Below are 18,018 nucleotides of genomic sequence, written 5' to 3'. Positions count from 1 at the left end.
TATATTAAGTATTTGTATTTAATTAATTTTATGTAAGTAAAACTAATTTTGATTAAATTCAATCATCATATATCTGGCGCGTGGTCAGGATTAAAATGGCCCGATCGCATTCAAAAAAATCAGAAAAAAAGACAGTTTACTAAAACATTTTTTTTAAAAAAAAGTTATAACAACGCATTATTCCTGCTTATAATAACTAAGTTAATTTTAACTTAGTTAAAAGTTAAATACATTAATTACTATAATATTTCTTTACATTCATTTTGTAATAGTTCTTTTTGTTGTTAAATTTAATAGGCTTTTATATAGATACTTTTTTACCTGAATTATTGTTTAAACCTAAATCAATTCACAATTAACCATCTTACCCATGAAAGATGATACGTTAGAAAATATTTTAAACGGAGCAGGCGTTATTGGCGATGATGACGAATCTCTTGATCTTAAAGAACTGTTAAAAGTTCTTTCGTTAGTAAAAAGCGGCAGGCTTAATGTACGCATGCCTGTTACCCAGGCAGGCATTAACGGGAGAATATGCGAGGTACTCAACGATATCATTGATATGAACGAGCGCTTTATAGCAGAAATATCATCGGCTGAAGCCACCATAGGTAAACGAGGCAATTTATCCAAACGTGTTGAATTATCGGATGCTAAAGGCGAATGGGCTAATGGCGTTGCCTCATTAAATAACCTCATTGAAGATTTGACCTCACCGACACTCGAAATTGCCGGTATGATCAACTCGGTTGCCAATGGCGACCTATCTAAGCAAATACCATTAGAAATAAAAGGCCACCCCTTAAAAGGTGAGTTTTTGCGTATCGCGAAAGAATCTAACCAGATGCTTTCAAAACTCCAGTTGTTTTCGATGGAGGTAACCCGTGTGGCAAGACAGGTAGGCTCGGAAGGTAAATTAGGTGAACAGGCAAAAATTAAAGGCGTAGCCGGTGTATGGGCCGAGTTAACCGATTCGGTAAACCAGATGGCGGGTAACTTAACCGCACAGGTGCGTAATGTGGCCGCGGTAACCACAGCGGTGGCGAAGGGTGACTTATCACGAAAGATCACAGTGGAGGCCAAGGGTGAAATATTGGAGCTGAAGAATACCATTAATACGATGGTGGATCAGCTCAATTCGTTCTCGTCCGAAGTAACGCGTGTGGCGCTTGAAGTAGGTACGGAAGGTAAACTGGGCGGCCAGGCCAAAGTGCCGGGTGTTGCGGGTACCTGGAAGGATTTGACCGACTCAGTAAACCGGATGGCGGGTAACTTAACGTCGCAGGTGCGTAACATAGCGGGTGTAACCACGGCGGTGGCTAATGGTGACTTGTCGAAAAAGATCACGGTTGACGTAAAAGGCGAGATGCTCGAGCTGAAAAAGACTATCAATACGATGGTGGATCAGCTCAACTCGTTCGCATCCGAAGTAACGCGTGTGGCACTCGAAGTAGGTACCGAAGGTAAACTGGGTGGCCAGGCGCGTGTAAAAGGTGTAGGTGGTGTATGGAAGGATCTGACCGACTCGGTAAACCAGATGGGTAGTAACTTAACCAACCAGGTGCGTAATATAGCGGGTGTAACCACGGCTGTGGCCAAGGGTGACCTTTCGCGAAAGATCACGGTGGATGCCAAAGGCGAGTTGCTGGAGTTGAAGAATACCATCAACACGATGGTGGATCAGCTCAACTCATTCTCGTCCGAAGTAACGCGTGTGGCACGTGAGGTGGGCTCGGAAGGGCAGTTGGGCGGGCAGGCCAACGTACCGGGTGTAGGTGGTACCTGGAAAGATTTAACGGACTCAGTAAACCAGATGGCGGGTAACTTAACCGGCCAGGTACGTAATATAGCCGAGGTAACTACTGCGGTGGCGAAAGGCGACTTATCTAAAAAAATTACGGTTGACGTACAGGGCGAAATGCTCGAATTAAAGATCACCATCAACACGATGGTGGATCAGCTCAACTCATTCGGTTCCGAAGTAACGCGTGTGGCACGTGAGGTGGGTTCCGAAGGTCAATTAGGTGGACAGGCTAACGTGCCCGACGTAGGTGGTACCTGGAAGGATTTAACGGACTCGGTAAATAAAATGGCCGATAACTTAACCTCGCAGGTGCGTAACATTGCCGAGGTAACTACCGCGGTAGCGAAGGGCGACCTTTCGCGTAAGATCACGGTAAATGCCAAAGGCGAGTTGCTGGAACTAAAAGATACCATCAATACAATGGTGGATCAGCTGCGTGGTTTCGCATCCGAAGTAACGCGTGTGGCACGTGAGGTAGGTTCGGAAGGACAGTTGGGCGGCCAGGCTAACGTACCGGGTGTGGATGGTACCTGGAAGGATTTAACTGACTCCGTAAATAAAATGGCCGGTAACTTAACGGCACAATTACGTAATATAGCCGACGTATCCATAGCGATCGCGAATGGTGACTTATCCAAAAAGATCACGGTTGACGTACGGGGCGAGATCTTACAGCTGAAGGAAACGATCAATACGATGGTGGATCAGCTGCGGGGTTTTGCATCCGAAGTAACACGTGTGGCGCGTGAGGTGGGTACAGATGGTAACTTAGGCGGCCAGGCGTTTGTGCCGGGTGTTGCGGGTACCTGGAAAGACTTAACTGACTCGGTAAATCAGATGTCGAGTAACTTAACATCACAGGTGCGTAACATTGCCGAGGTGACTAAAGCGGTGGCGAGCGGTGACTTATCTAAAACGGTAATCATCGACGTAAAGGGCGAGATCATGGATTTGAAAAACACCATCAATACGATGGTGGATCAGCTCAACTCCTTCGCATCCGAAGTAACCCGTGTGGCGCGTGAGGTGGGTACCGAAGGTAAGCTGGGCGGCCAGGCACACGTAAAAGGTGTAGCCGGCACCTGGAAGGACTTAACCGACTCGGTAAACCAAATGGCATCAAACTTAACAGGGCAGATCCGCGGTATCGCCAAGGTGGCAACCGGTATTGCTAAAGGTAACCTGAAACAGCGTTTATCCATCAACGCGTTGGGTGAGGTGGCGCAATTAACGGATACCATTAATGAGATGATCGATACGCTGGCGGTGTTTGCCGATGAGGTAACCACCGTGGCGCGTGAGGTGGGTGTGCAGGGCCGCTTAGGTGGGCAGGCCAGTGTACCGGGCGCATCAGGTACCTGGAAAGATTTAACTGAAAACGTAAATCAGCTGGCGCAAAACTTAACCGTGCAGGTACGTTCCATATCCGAAGTGGCATCGGCGGTAACCAAGGGCGACTTAACCCGTACCATCCGCGTGGAAGCGAAAGGTGAGCTGGAAGCGTTAAAGGATACTATTAACCAGATGATCGCGAACCTGAAAGATACAACCTTACGTAACCACGAACAGGATTGGCTGAAATCAAACTTAGCCAAGTTTGCCCAGATGTTGCAGGGACAGCGTGACCGTAATGCGGTGGCAAATAAGGTACTGTCAGAGCTGGCCGAGTTGGTGAATGCACGTTACGGAGCGTTCTACATTTTAGAGCAGACTGAAACCGGCGACGAAACTAAACTGCGTTTATTTGCCGGTTATGCGCAAAGGAGCCGTAAACTGATAGACCAGGAATTTTCGCTAAGCGAAGGTTTGGTTGGACAGTGTGCTACCGATAAGGAACGTATCCGATTATCAAACGTACCTAATGAGTATTTGCAGATCAGCTCGGGTATAGGCAGCGCGGCGCCTATCGACCTGGTAATATTGCCTGTATTGTTTGAAAACAAGGTAAAGGCGGTTATTGAGCTGGCATCATTTGAAAACTTTAGCGATACCCACATCGACTTTTTGGATCAGTTAACGGAAAGTATCGGTATCGTATTAAACAATATAGAAACCAATACCCGTACCGAAGAGCTATTAACCCAATCGCAATCATTAGCGGGTGAGCTTTCGGCACAACAGGAAGAATTAAGGCGTGCTAATGATGAGCTGCATGATAAAGGTCGCTCATTGGAAGAAAAAGCAGAACAGTTAACGCTGACATCGAAATACAAATCGGAGTTCCTGGCTAACATGTCGCATGAGTTGCGTACACCATTGAACAGTTTGCTGATATTAGCGCAACAGCTGTTTGAAAACCCCGAAGGAAACCTAACTGAAAAGCAACGGATGTTTGCCAAAACTATCCATTCGTGTGGTGACGATTTGATCCAGTTGATCAACGATATCCTGGATCTTTCGAAGATCGAATCGGGTGTTATTGCTGCAGATGTGATGCCGGTTAGCTTTAAAGAGATCGCTTCGTTTGCCGAGTCGACATTTAAACCGATATCCGAAGCCAAGAACCTTAAATTCGAGATCGAACTACAGGACGGTTTGCCCGAGCTAATGGAAACGGATATGCAGCGTTTGAACCAGATTTTAAAGAACCTGTTATCAAACGCCTTTAAGTTTACCGAAAAAGGTCGCGTTAAGCTGCATATTTACAAACCGGGCATTAATGATGAAAACCCGTTGAGCGGTAGCGAATCGGTTATTGCGTTCTCTATCGAAGATTCGGGTATCGGTATCTCAAAAAATACCCAGGGAATTATATTTGAGGCTTTCCAGCAGGCCGAAGGTTCAACCAGCCGTAAATACGGCGGTACCGGTTTGGGTTTATCGATCAGTAAAGGTTTTGCTGAGTTATTAGGCGGTACCATTACAGTAGGTAGCGAATTGGGTAAGGGTAGTACATTTACCTTGTTCCTGCCATTAAAGTATAAGGAAGAGAAAACGGTAGCATTAAAACCTAAAAAAGCGCTACCGGTTTCGCATACCCGTACCAATCTTATCGACACTGCAGAGCTGGTAATTGACGATGATCGTCACAATATAGTAGCCGAAGACCGTGTTTTACTGGTTATTGAGGATGACCTGCGTTTTACCAAAATATTGATAGACAAGGCTCACGATCTTGGTTTAAAAGTTGTTGTGGCCATCAGTTATCTTGAAATATTCGACAGTATACTGAAATATAACCCGGTAGCAATTACCCTGGATGTGAATATGCCCGAATCGAATGGCTGGAAAATATTGAAGCTGCTTAAAACAGACATCAATTTCCGCCACATACCGGTGCATGTGATATCAGGCGAGGATAATAAAGTGATGGCGTTAAAGTTCGGCGCGCGGTCATTCAGCTTAAAACCATTATCGAACAGTATATTGCATGAATTAATAACAGGTATTGTAAGCTTTCATGAGCATACTAAAAAGCGTGTGCTGATCATAGAAGATAATGAGGCTGAATTGCTGCGTCTTTCAGATCTGATATCAAATGACAGGATCGAGGTTTTTGGTGCAACCACGGCAAAAAAAGGCCTGGCGGCATTGAAAAAAGAGCCCTTTGATTGTGTTATTCTCGATTATGTTTTACCTGATGCCAACGGTGTTGAATTTTTGAACCGGGTAAACCTGCTGAAACAGCAGCAAACAACTATTATACTACATTCGGCCCGCGATTTTACTCAGGACGAACTGATCCAGTTAAGAAGGTTAAATCACAAGATCATCACTAAAACGCCGACGTCACACATTTACCTGCTCGACGAGATCCTGGTATTGTTACATGTTGATAAAAAATTCATCAGCGAAAGCAAACTAAAAATGATCGATACCATTAAGGAAAGAGCCGATGTACTTGACGGTAAAAAAGTGCTGGTAGTTGATGATGACGTACGTAACCTTTTTGCATTAACAGCGGTATTTGAGCGATCAAAAATAGATGCGATAACTGCGGAAAGTGGGCGCGAGGCCCTGGAAATATTAAATCAGGATAAATCGATAGATATTGTGTTGATGGATATTATGATGCCTGAGATGGATGGATACGAAACTATACAGATGATCCGAAAAGAACAACGCAATAAAAGCTTGCCAATTATTGCAGTAACAGCTAAGGCGATGATAGGCGACAGGCAAAAATGTATTGCATCGGGTGCTTCTGACTATATTACCAAGCCGGTAAAAACCGATCAGTTATTATCGTTAATGCGCGTTTGGCTGATCAAATAATAAACAGTAATAACAAAAATGGCCGTAAAGATCCTGTTGGTTGATGATAATGAGAATAATCTGCTATCTATCGAGGTAGTTTTAGAAAAAGAGAATTATACTTTTTATAGGGCTACCTCGGGCCGCGAAGCATTACGGATACTTCTGAAAGAAGAAGATTTTACACTGATACTGCTTGATGTTAAAATGCCCATTATGGATGGGTATGAAACAGCCGAACTGATTTATCAGCGTGATAAGTTAAAGCAAATCCCTATCATCTTTATCACCGCGCACGATTATGAGGAAGCGGCTGTATTTAAAGGGTATAAGGCGGGCGCGGTTGATTTTATCCGTAAACCTTTTAACCCGGAGATACTGCGTTCAAAGGTAGCTGTATTTACCGAACTGTACTCAAAGAACCAACTGTTAAAACAACAGGAAGAAAAGCTGCAAATTATCAATAACGACCTGATGCAGCTTAACGAAGACCTGGAAAAGCGTGTGTTGGAGCGTACCCTCGAATTAGAAAATCTGAACCACGAATTAAAGGCGCTTAACCTATCTAAAGATAAATTTTTGTCAGTTATTTCGCATGATCTGCGCAACCCGCTCACATCGTTACTGGCCTCGGCTGAAAATATGAGCCGTGATGCGGAAAAACTTCGCCCGGATCAGATCAAGATGTTTTCGGGTATCATTAGCCGTACATCGCAAAAGATACTGAACCAGCTGAACGAATTAGTTGAATGGGCCAAAAATCAACGCGAAAAAACGGATTTTAAACCTGAAAAGCTGCATTTGGCACAAAGTATCAATGAATCGCTCGATCTGTTGCGCACCAACGCGGCGCAAAAGGATATTTCTCTGGATAACCAGATTCAGGATGGTATTTATATTAATGCCGATGCATTGATGTTCCGGTCTATTTTGCAAAACCTGGTAACCAATGCCATTAAGTTTACACCTCATGGAGGCGAACCCGTAACTGTTACAGCAAAACCGACGGATGGTATGGTTGAAATATGTATTAAAGATTTTGGTATGGGCATGACCCAGCAAACAAAAGATCTTTTATTTGGTAATGTCAATTCATCATCCATATCCGGTACCAACCAGGAAAAAGGCACAGGTTTGGGCTTGTTATTGGTTAAAGATTTTGTAATGCAGCACGGCGGTAAAATACAGGTTGAAAGTGAACTGGAAAAAGGCACCTGTTTTACTTTTACCATGCCCGAAATAAACTAAGATATTTCAATTAATAGAGCCGGGCCCGGATACAGGCGCGGCTCTATTACGTTTTAAAACAGCGGCACGTTATAATGTGTGTAGGTGGTAAAGCCTAAAAAGGTAATATCGCTCGGCACTTCGTAAGGTGCGCCAATTGCCCTTAAACTTGATAGATTACCGGTTTGATAATGCCTGTATGCGATCTCTACTCCGGGATAAACATATTGGCCCGAGCATGGCACGCATTGCTGGTTATTATAGGCACTGCGCATATAATCATAACCCAGGCTTAAACGCCCGCCGCTCGCACCGTAAATAACATTGTCGCCCTGTATGGCAGAAATGGTTGCGCCGTAAGACAAGCCGGTTAAGCTGTACTGAAAGTGATGGCAATCGCTTCTTACGCATAGCTCAATATCTGTACCGTCGGCAGCTATTACTGATGGCAGTGTTGAGGTAAGGATATCCTCGCCGGCCTGGTACACCGCAGGACTGTTTAAAAATACACCAATGGCCATTTTAGCATAACCTGCAGAGATATCCCAGTTGTTATGGTAACCCATATCCTGCACGTGGTTTATATAATTATTTTTAAGGTTATTTAAAAAGTTGGTAAAGTTAGTATCCTCCGTTGATGTCCAGCCACCACCTACACCGTTTGCCGGCACATACGATTTGATAATTTCGGCTGCAGCCACAAAGTTTGGAGCTGCCCATGATGCTTCGAGGTATGTTTGGCTAAACGATGTACCCGAATCATTAGTGATGCTTGAGAAATGAGTGCTCCAGCCATCCAAAATTTGTTTTACCTGGGTGGCATAAGTCGCGGTACCTGTTTTGGCCCAGCGCAATGCAAGGGCATAAGCCAACAGGCCATCGCCTTTAAACCTTTTTTCGTCGGCAGTAGTGGTACCACCCGCAACATGCACAACCGATATCCATGTAGTTGGCACTGCATGATTATTACAGTAATCAAGTACGGTAGCATTGTAATCGGCAAAACGGCTTGAGGTATTATCATTTGCCTGTGTGGCGATATAATCAAGTGTTGCTTTGGTGTTGATTACACCTGGGTGCACAAACGTTGTAACCGATTGGGTAGACAACTTAGGCAATGATGTTTGATCAACGGCTGCCTCGGTATTCGAAGCTGATTGTACGGCATTTTTAGTACATTTTACAAGTAATGATGCTGCCGAGATCATACCAACGGCAATAAGTACATAGGACAGTTTTTTTCTTTTCATAATAATTGGTTAATTAATTATTGGTTAATAGTTATCCCGATACGCGGTTGTGCAAGTAACTTATAGCCGTTTAAGATTATAATAAACGATAGCCTTTTGTAAAGGATAAACGGACTTAAAAAAGTATAATTGGTTAGCCGAATACAGGGGTATTCTGGAGCCAAACCTATAAAAAATAACAATAAATAGTTGATTATAAATGAATTGTATGTGTTTTAATACGCTTTAAGAGCAATGCCTTCCGGAGACAAAAAAGCTCTGGCAATTAACAACATGGTATATTTAAAAAATAAAATTATTTTTCTAATACGCCTTTTAAGCATTTTTTACTTTGGCGAAATTTCGGTAGGATTTTGTTGCACATAAAGCGCAATAAAATTGTTATAAATAATGGCCTGTGAAGTGTTTTTACGTAATCGCCTTAATCAAGCTATACGGTTAAACTGCATTTTTGCCTGCTTATTTTGCAAAAACAGTAAATGCAACGGAATTACCAGTTTAAAACTCCAAACCTTATAATTCATATAAGAGTTTTAGCTGAAGTTAGATTTGCTTGGGTGCTGAGTCACATCCTCAGGAACAGCACTAACCGTCTTATACGATTACAGTTATCATCCGTAAATATTATCTATTAAGTAATGTGCTATTTTCTCTTTCCCGGGCAGAAAAATAATTATCATATTGACACGTAACGCTTGTTTAGAGCTGTTTTCGACACTTTTTATAGTTGATTCTTTACCGTTTGTTAATTTTTATTGTAACAAATACGTTGCTAATAAAGCGTATCCCTCTGCTTTGTGAACTGTTTTAAATTATGCCTCGCAATGCACTTAATCAGCATGTTATAGTTTTTATCGATTGCGTTTTAAGCGTATAAAAATCAATTTAAATAATTCATTATCAATGAATTACGTTAATTTTTATTTGTTTTTATCGATAAAAGTGCTCTAAATTTACCCCTGCCAATTAAGGATTAAGTCCATTTAAAACCCATGTACAAATAAATGACAGGTCGATTTTTTTAATCTGCAGGGAACCTGCTTTATGGAAAGTGAACCAGGTTCACTTCTCATAGCCGACGGCGGTATTTAATATGCTGCAAACACTATTAACTAAACCAATTTTAGATTTATGAAAAAAAAAATTACTCTATTAATTCTCATTTTATTATCGGGCTGTATTGTCGCTTTTGCTCAAAACAGTACAATAAAAGGTACGATAAAGGATAACAAGGGCGATGGATTGCCCGGTGTAACCGTTAAGGTTAAAGGAACCGCAACCGGAACCGCATCCGACATTAATGGTAACTATACTATCAGCGCGCCGGCAACCGGGGTATTGATATTCAGCAGCCTTGGCTTAGACCCGCAAGAAGTAGAGATCAACAAACGTACAGTGATCAACATAACCATGACTGATGCCAATAAACAATTACAAGAGGTTGTGGTAATTGGTTATGGTACACGTGCCGTAAAAGACGTTACCGGCTCCATTAGCAGCATTAAAGCTGATAAACTGGCTAACGATAACCCTACCAGCGTAACCGATATTTTGAAAGGCGCCATTCCGGGCCTGAGTGTTGCTATGAACACTTCGGCCAAGGGTGGTAGTGCAGGCGATTTACAATTGCGTGGCCAGGTATCATTATCTGGTAACGCCGTTCCGCTGATCGTATTGGACGGTGTGATCTATCCCGGCCAGCTTGCCGACATTAATCCAGATGATATTGACCGTGTGGACGTACTACGCGACCCAAGCGCGTTGGCCGTGTACGGCTACCAGTCTGCCGGTGGTGTAGTGGCAATTACCACCAAAAAAGGTAAGACTGCCGGTATCACTATCTCTGTTTCGGCTAATACAGGTATTTCTCAACTCGAAAAAAATCAGCAATATTACCAGGGTACTGGTTTTTTAGACTGGCGCGCAGATGCAGCCCGTGCAACTAACACATCTAACCCCTACTATTTCTACAGCAATCCTAACAACTTGCCGGCAGGCGTTACCTTAGCGCAGTTTATGAACGGCGCTACAGGCGATCCAACCGTGGTATGGCTACAGCGTTTAGGCTTACAAAATAATGAGATTTCCAACTACCAGGCGGGTAAGGTTACTGATTGGTCTAAACTGATCTTCCGTAATGGTATCCGCCAGGATTATACTGCCAGCCTGCAGGGTAAAACTGACGTTGCCAGTTACTATATGTCGGGTAACTTTACCAAAAACGAGAACCTGATACAAGGCGGTGGGTATAAAGATGCCCGTTTCCGTTTAAACCTGGAAGGTAAAGCTGCTAAGTTCCTTACCATCGGCATCAACGCGCAGTTTGCCAGTCGTGATGAGAGTGACGGCCTTAACCCTTTCAACCTGTCGGGCTATGACCTGCACGAGGCCGACTGGGGACAGATCATCAACGCATCGCCCTATGGTGATATGTATAACACCGATGGTTCGCTGCGCCGTATTGATACTGATGATAGCGGTTTGAACTTCCGTAACCCTTTTCTGGGTACAACTTATAACCAAAACGTTAATATTCAGAACGAGTTGTTCGCTAATCTTTTTGCTCGTGTTGATCTGCCTTTTGGTATCAAATACAGCCTAAACTTTGCTCCTCAGATCGAGGCTTACCGTAATTTCTTTTTCCGTCCGGTTGCCAACCCGAACGAACTGACTGGCGGTACGGCTACCCGTACTATGGAAAATCGTTTCCGTTACAACCTGGATAACATCCTGAGCTGGAACAAAACCTTCGGCATTCATAATTTCGATGTTACCTTGCTGTTGACCAAAAACCGCTATCAAAGCTGGTATACTTCTACCAGTAATACACAACTAAGCCCTACCGATGGTACAGCGTACCATAGCATTGGCGCTGGTACACTGCCGGTTGAAAGCAGTGACGACCGCGAGGTTGATGGCGATGGTAAAATGGCCCGCTTAAATTATACCCTGTTAGGCCGTTATATTTTGACCGGTACTATCCGTCAGGATGGGTATTCGCCCTTTGGTTTAAAAAACCCACGTCAAACTTATTCATCCGGCGCCTTAGCATGGGTGTTAACTGATGAGAAGTTTATGAAAGGTGATGCCTTTAAATGGTTAGATTATGCTAAAGTGCGTGTAGGCTATGGCTCTAATGGTAACATCACGGGTGGTACGCCGGATGCCTCTGTTGCTGTTGCCCAATTGTACAGCAATTACTACCCCACTGTTGCTAACGGCACGGTAACCAACAACATTACTGTTGGTGTATACAACCTGCAAAATGCCGATCTTACCTGGGAGCGTGTAACTGGTACCAACCTTGGTTTAGATCTGACTATACTGCATGGTCGCCTTAATGCATCTATCGATGTTTATAACCGCAGTACTACCAACCAGTTGGTTAAACGTTCTATCCCATCGGTACAAGGCTTTAACGGTACGTATACCGGTAGCGGCAGCAACCAATCAAGCCCACTTACCAATATTGGCGAAACCCAGAACCGTGGTATTGAGATTTCGATGGATGGAAGCATCATCAGAGGCAAAAACTTTAGCTGGAGCGCTAATGGTACCTTTACACTTAACCGCAATAAGATCATCCATATTTATGGCGCTGTGCCGGTTATCGATGCTAACGGTAACGAAACGTACGTTGAGAACAATGACATTGGCAACGGCTGGTTCCTTGGTCATGATATCAGTGCTGTATGGGATTATAAAATAACCGGTGTTTGGCAGGCTAATGAAGCTGCTAATGCCGCGCTGTTTACAGGCGCCGGTATAAAGCCAGGTGATTTTAAAATGGAGGATGTTGACGGTGACCATGCTTACACTAATGCTGATAAACAGTTTCTTGGTTCAACAAGCCCAAGCTTCACCTGGTCGTTGCGTAACGATTTCCACTTTCTCAAAAACTTCGATTTCTCTTTCCTGCTGGTATCAAGTATCGGTCAGTTGCGCAAGTTCAACCAGGCGCTTAACAGCCCGGGCAGCGTAGGTTTCCTGCGTCAAAACTCGTACGTATGGCCTTATTGGACGACTGAGAACCCGATCAATGATTTTGCCCGCTTAAGTTCAGGTTCAGAAGGTACCACCATTAACGTATGGAGAAAATCATCTTTTGTAAGAATACAAACCGTATCGTTAGGATATACTTTTGATAACAGTTTGATTAAGAAAATAGGTATGAAGAGCGCCAAAATTTATGTAAATGCCACAAACCCTTACGTAATGACCTCGTGGCAATTCTGGGATCCGCAAAACGACGGCCCAACCCCACGTTTTCTTGCTGCTGGCATAAGTGCAACTTTTTAACCTGATCAAAAGAATTGTGATATATGAAAAAGATAAATAAAAATATAACTGCTGCGTTAACCATTGCCGCAATGTTTATAGCCCAAAGCTGTACCAAGCGCGATCAACTTTCGCCCTCGTTGCCTTCAAAATTTACACCCGATGCAACACTGACCAATGTTGCCGCATTTACCGATGCTGCGATCAACCTGAATATCGGCGTACGTTTCGAGTTTTTTAGCGATTCGGCTCCGCTGCTTACCGAGTGTGTATTTACCGATGCCTACGTAGAAGGTACAACAGATAAAACCACACCTGCTCAGGATTTGAATGTGCGTATTACACCAACATCTCAAAACGATAACGATGACTATAACAAGATAAACCGTTATTGGTATACCTGGTACGCGGGTATTAAAGATGCCAACGTAATCATTAGCCGTATCGATAACATTACCTGGCCCACCCCGGCGCAGCGTAACGCTATTTTAGCTACAGCTTATTTTCACAGGGCTTATCGCTACTACCGCCTGGTGCACCAGTTTGGTGATGTTCCGGCTCCTTTCCACGAAGAGCAAAGTGTAAACACGAGCTATCAAACCGTATCGCGCACAGCGATTCTGAAACAACTGAAAACTGATCTGGAGTATGCCGTTGCCAACCTTACCGACGGCGGCGCTAAGGGTACCGTAACCAAAGGAGCTGCAGCTCATTTGCTTTGCAAGGTAGACCTGGCAATGGGCTTATTTGATGATGCCATCGCTGCAGCCAACACCGTAATTAACGGTCCGTATCATTTAATGACCAGCCGTTTTGGTATTGTAGCTTCAGATCCGACCAGGAATGTGATCTGGGACCTGCACCGCCCGGACAACAAATCGATCGCTGCCAATACCGAGGCCATTTACAATGTGATCGACCGTGATAATCTGGTAGGTGCCATTGCCAATGGTTCGCAACTGATGCGTAACTGCGTGCCTATGTGGCATAATGGTAGTATTCTTACTCCAACCAACCACAAGCCGGGTGTTGTTGACCCCATTACTGCCGAGTACCCCATTACGCTGTGGTATGGCCGTGGTATTGGCCGTGTACGCCAAACAGCTTATGCTACCAAATACATCTGGACTGATAATACTGACTTACGCCATGCTCCCGGTAACTGGATGAACATGACCGACCTGGTTTACAATAACTCGGCCATTAAAACTACCGATCCTACCTGGTACGGCCAAAAACTACAGCAGTGGACCGATGCCGATGCCAAAGTGCCTGGCCGCGTGTTTCTTAACGGCCCGCAGGATAGTATTCGTGCCTGGTTTGGCTGGCCGCACTACAAAGTATTCATTAACTGGGGCGGTGGCAATACAGCTGTAGACAAATGGTGGAGCCCGCCACGTGGTACTAACACCGATTGGTATGTATTCCGTGAAGCCGAAACTTACCTGCTGCGTGCAGAGGCTTACATCTGGAAAGGACAACCTGCGTTGGCTATGGCCGATATCAATATGGTACGCGCCCGTGCTCAAGCTCAGTTGTTAACAGATCCAACCCAGGTAAATATTGGTACCATACTGGATGAGCGCGCCCGTGAGCTATTCTGGGAAGAGCCCCGTAAAACAGAGCTTACCCGTATGGCTTTCATATTTGCGCAAACCGGTCTGCCTGATTACAAAGGAAGAACCTACAATGTTGCCAGTTTCTCTACCAGCAACTTTTTTTATAACCGCATTATGGAGAAAAACGATTTCTATAAAAATCCGAACGTGGTTACCAACTCGGGTAATCACTTCACCATTTCTCCATATCACGTATTGTGGCCAATTCCGCAGAGTGATATCGACCTGAACGTTACCGGTCATATCAATCAGAATAAAGGTTATAACGGTGCCGCATCAAATGTGCCGCCTTTGGATAAGATTCCATAATTAAATATCCATAATTAAGCTTATGAGCCGTCCTGTATCAATATGATCGGGACGGCTTTTTGATTTCTTTTCCGAAACCCAACTCTCTTTTTTTCGATGTGCTCTACAAACGGTCTTAAATAAAAGATCAACTATCAATTTTAATACCCTTAACGGGAAATAAAATACATTACGATCAGGTGTTAATGGCGCCTATTTTCTTTAACAATTTCCAGTTTTCGCGGCGGTGGATTAACCGGTGTACTAAAGCATAGATACAAGGCAGTATCAACAAAGTTAATATGGTTGAAGTAACCAGGCCGCCAATTACCACTACGGCCAAAGGTTTTTGCGTTTCGCTGCCGATGCCTGTTGATATAGCTGCAGGCATTAAACCTATAGCTGCCATCAGCGCCGTCATAACCACGGGGCGCACCCGTGATATTACGCCCTTCAGTATACCTTCATCAAGGTGCATGCCAGCTTCGAGGTTCTTTTTGAAAACTGATATCAGGATAACACCATTTTGAATACACACACCAAATAGCGCGATAAAGCCTATACCTGCCGAAATACTAAAGTTAATACCCGTAATATGCAGCGCTAAAATGCCGCCTATCAGCGCGAAAGGCACATTCAAAATAACCAGCGAAGCATCTTTTACGTTACCGAATGTGATGAATAATATTAAAAAGATAACCAGCAGACAAATAGGCACCACATGCGCTAAAGTGTTTGATGCGCGGGTCTGGTTTTCAAATTCACCTGCCCAGGCTATAGAATAACCCTGATCCAGTTTAACCAGTTTAGCAACTTTAGCCTGTGCTTCGGCGATGGTACTGCCCAGGTCGCGGCCGCGGTTTGAAAATTTAACTGCGATGTGGCGGGTATTGTTATCGCGGTAAATAAACGCCGGGCCGGTCAGGATTTTAATATCGGCGATCTCTTTAATGGCGATCTTCGATCCATTGAGTGTAGGCACCATCAGGTTTTCAATTTTTTCCTGCGTATCCCTAAATTCCTTTTGATAACGTACCCGGATATCGAATCGGCGCTCGCCTTCGTATAACTCGGTAGCAGCCTTACCTCCAATCGCCATCTCTATCACGGCATTGGCATCGGCTGTGGCTACACCGTACAAAGCCATTTTATGCTGGTCGAGTTCAATCCTGAACTCTGGCTGGCCTAAATTGCGCAGCACACCCAAATCATCAACGCCCTGAACAGTTTTTAAAACATTGAGCACCTCATCGGCTTTCTGATCGAGCACCTTAAAATCGGGGCCAAATATTTTTACCGCCAGGGATGCGTTCACACCTGCAACTGCCTCTTCTACGTTATCACGTATAGGTTGTGAGTAGTTGAACACCGCACCAGGTATTTTTTTCAACTGGGTATCCATCTGGTCAATCAGGTCATCCTCGGTTAAACCTTTGCGCCACTCTTTTTTATTTTTCAGGTCAACCTGGATCTGTACATCAAAAAAGCCTTTGGGGTCGGTACCATCGTTGGTTCGGCCAACCTGTGCCAGTGTTTGCTTTACCTCAGGAAATTTTTCGAGTATCTGCACCATTTTTTGGTTGATGCTTTCGGCCTCCGGCAACGACACGCTCATCGGTAGTTCGGCTTCAACCCATAGCGCCCCTTCGTTCAGATCGGGTAAAAATTCGGTACCCAAAAACTTAGCCGAAAAGAAAGTGAGCGCCATAAAAATGACTGCCACCAAAATACTGGCCTTTGGAAATTTATAGGTGTAAGTAAACATCCGGCGAATGCCGTTCTCAAAAAAGTTAACTACTACGTTGTGCTTTTCGCGAACGTTTTTGTTAAGCAAAATACTCGATAGTGCCGGTACCAGCGTCAGGGTAAATATCAGTGCACCAAGCAAAGCAAAACCTAATGTATAAGCCAGCGGCGAAAACATTTTGCCTTCCACCTTTTGGAAAGCGAAGATGGGGATCAAACAGGTAATGATGATGAGCTTGGAGAAAAAGATGGCTTTGCCCATTTCGGCACCCACGTTTTTAAACAGGCCAAGCTTAGCAAGGCCGTTAAATTTCGGCATGCCCACTTCTTTGGCTTTATGATCGAGTGCCACGAAGATGCCCTCTACCATCACCACCGCACCATCGATAATAATACCGAAATCTACAGCTCCCATTGAAAGCAGGTTGGCGCTCATGCCCTTAATGCGCATACAGAAAAACGCGAAAAGCAGCGATAGCGGAATAATAATAGCCACTGTAAGCGTTGTGCGCCAGTCGGCCATAAACAAAAACACTATTACTGTTACCAGGATGATACCTTCGAGCAAATTATGAATTACCGTTTCGGTACAAAAATCCATCAGGTTGGTACGGTCGTAAAAGGTGTCTATCTTTACATCTTTAGGCAAAACGTTATCGTTCAGGTCTTTTACTTTGGCACGTACCCTGTCCAAAACCTCGGCAGGGTTTTCGCCCTTCCGCATTACAATAATACCTTCGATCACGTCCTTTTGTTGATCGCGGCTAACCTGCCCTAACCGTGGTAAACCAGCCTCTTTTACTTCGGCAACATCCCTGGCAAGTATGGGTACGTTGTTCACATTTTTAATGATGATGTTTTGCATCTCATTAATATTGTTGATCAAGCCAATACCCCGCACTACGTAAGCCTGGTCATTCTTTTCGATCACATCGCCGCCTACGTTAATGTTGCTGCGATTTATAGCGTTGTAAACATCGAGCGAGGTAAGCCCGTATTTTTGCAGCAAGGCTGGGTTAACACTCACCTCGTAAGCCTTTTCTTCCCCGCCAAAGCTATTTACATCGGCAACACCCGGTACTGATTTAAACTGGCGATCAAGCACCCAATCCTGTATGGCGGTAAGTTCGTGCAGCGATTTGGTTTTACTTTTCAGCGTATAGCGATAGATCTCGCCTGTAGGGCCATAAGGTGGCTCAATTTCGGGCTTTACACCATCTGGTAAATCGGCGTTAGCCAAACGACTCAGCACCTGCTGGCGGGCAAAGGCATCGTCTACATCATCATCAAAAATAATGCGGGTGTACGATAAGCCAAATGCCGAAGTGGTGCGCAGGTTGGATTTTTTCTGTACCGAGTTGAGCACTGTTTCTATCGGGATGGTAATAAACTTTTCCACCTCTTCGGCGCTGCGGCCCTGCCATTGCGCGATGATGATGATCTGTGTATTAGTTACGTCCGGAAAGGTTTCGATAGGGGTATTGCTATAGCTCCAGATACCTATCACCACCAAAACGGCAGTCATAAAAAACACAAAGTAGCGGTGCCTTAACGAAAAGTAGATTATATTTTTAATGAATTTATTCATTGCTGTTGATCAGTTGTGGGTTGC

6 protein-coding genes are annotated in these 18,018 nt (G+C 44.3%); 4 read left to right on the top strand and 2 right to left on the bottom strand.

Annotation, left to right across the window (positions count from 1 at the left end; translation table 11 throughout):
- The first annotated feature begins 370 nt into the window (after positions 1 to 370).
- A complete protein-coding gene (locus ACFGVR_RS01440) occupies positions 371 to 6,019 on the top strand; it encodes a HAMP domain-containing protein (protein ID WP_448700633.1) in 5,649 nt (1,882 codons plus the stop codon).
- 18 nt (positions 6,020 to 6,037) lie between these two features.
- Positions 6,038 to 7,246 carry a hybrid sensor histidine kinase/response regulator gene (locus tag ACFGVR_RS01435; protein WP_448700631.1) on the top strand — a complete coding sequence of 403 codons (1,209 nt, stop codon included), beginning with the start codon at positions 6,038 to 6,040 and terminating at the stop codon, positions 7,244 to 7,246.
- A 53-nt stretch (positions 7,247 to 7,299) separates the two neighbouring features.
- On the opposite strand, the gene ACFGVR_RS01430 is transcribed toward ACFGVR_RS01435, so the two are convergent.
- The gene (locus ACFGVR_RS01430) at positions 7,300 to 8,475 is read right to left on the bottom strand and encodes an alginate lyase family protein (RefSeq protein ID WP_448700629.1); all 1,176 of its coding nucleotides are present in this window, start codon (positions 8,473 to 8,475) and stop codon (positions 7,300 to 7,302) included.
- 1,131 nt (positions 8,476 to 9,606) lie between these two features.
- Here ACFGVR_RS01430 and ACFGVR_RS01425 point away from each other — a divergent pair.
- Both ACFGVR_RS01425 and ACFGVR_RS01420 read left to right on the top strand, forming a co-directional pair.
- Complete coding sequence (locus ACFGVR_RS01425; protein WP_448700627.1) at positions 9,607 to 12,774, top strand: SusC/RagA family TonB-linked outer membrane protein; 3,168 nt, start codon at positions 9,607 to 9,609, stop codon at positions 12,772 to 12,774.
- Positions 12,775 to 12,797: 23 nt separating this feature from the next.
- Positions 12,798 to 14,681: a RagB/SusD family nutrient uptake outer membrane protein gene (locus ACFGVR_RS01420; RefSeq protein WP_448700625.1), complete on the top strand. Its 1,884-nt coding sequence runs from the start codon at positions 12,798 to 12,800 to the stop codon at positions 14,679 to 14,681.
- Between the two features lie 175 nt (positions 14,682 to 14,856).
- On the opposite strand, the gene ACFGVR_RS01415 is transcribed toward ACFGVR_RS01420, so the two are convergent.
- Positions 14,857 to 17,994: an efflux RND transporter permease subunit gene (locus tag ACFGVR_RS01415; RefSeq protein WP_448700623.1), complete on the bottom strand. Its 3,138-nt coding sequence runs from the start codon at positions 17,992 to 17,994 to the stop codon at positions 14,857 to 14,859.
- Positions 17,995 to 18,018: the final 24 nt, after the last annotated feature.

Source organism: Mucilaginibacter aureus (assembly GCF_053514885.1).
Note: the sequence above shows the minus strand (reverse complement) of the source record. Positions and strands in the feature narration are given on the sequence as shown.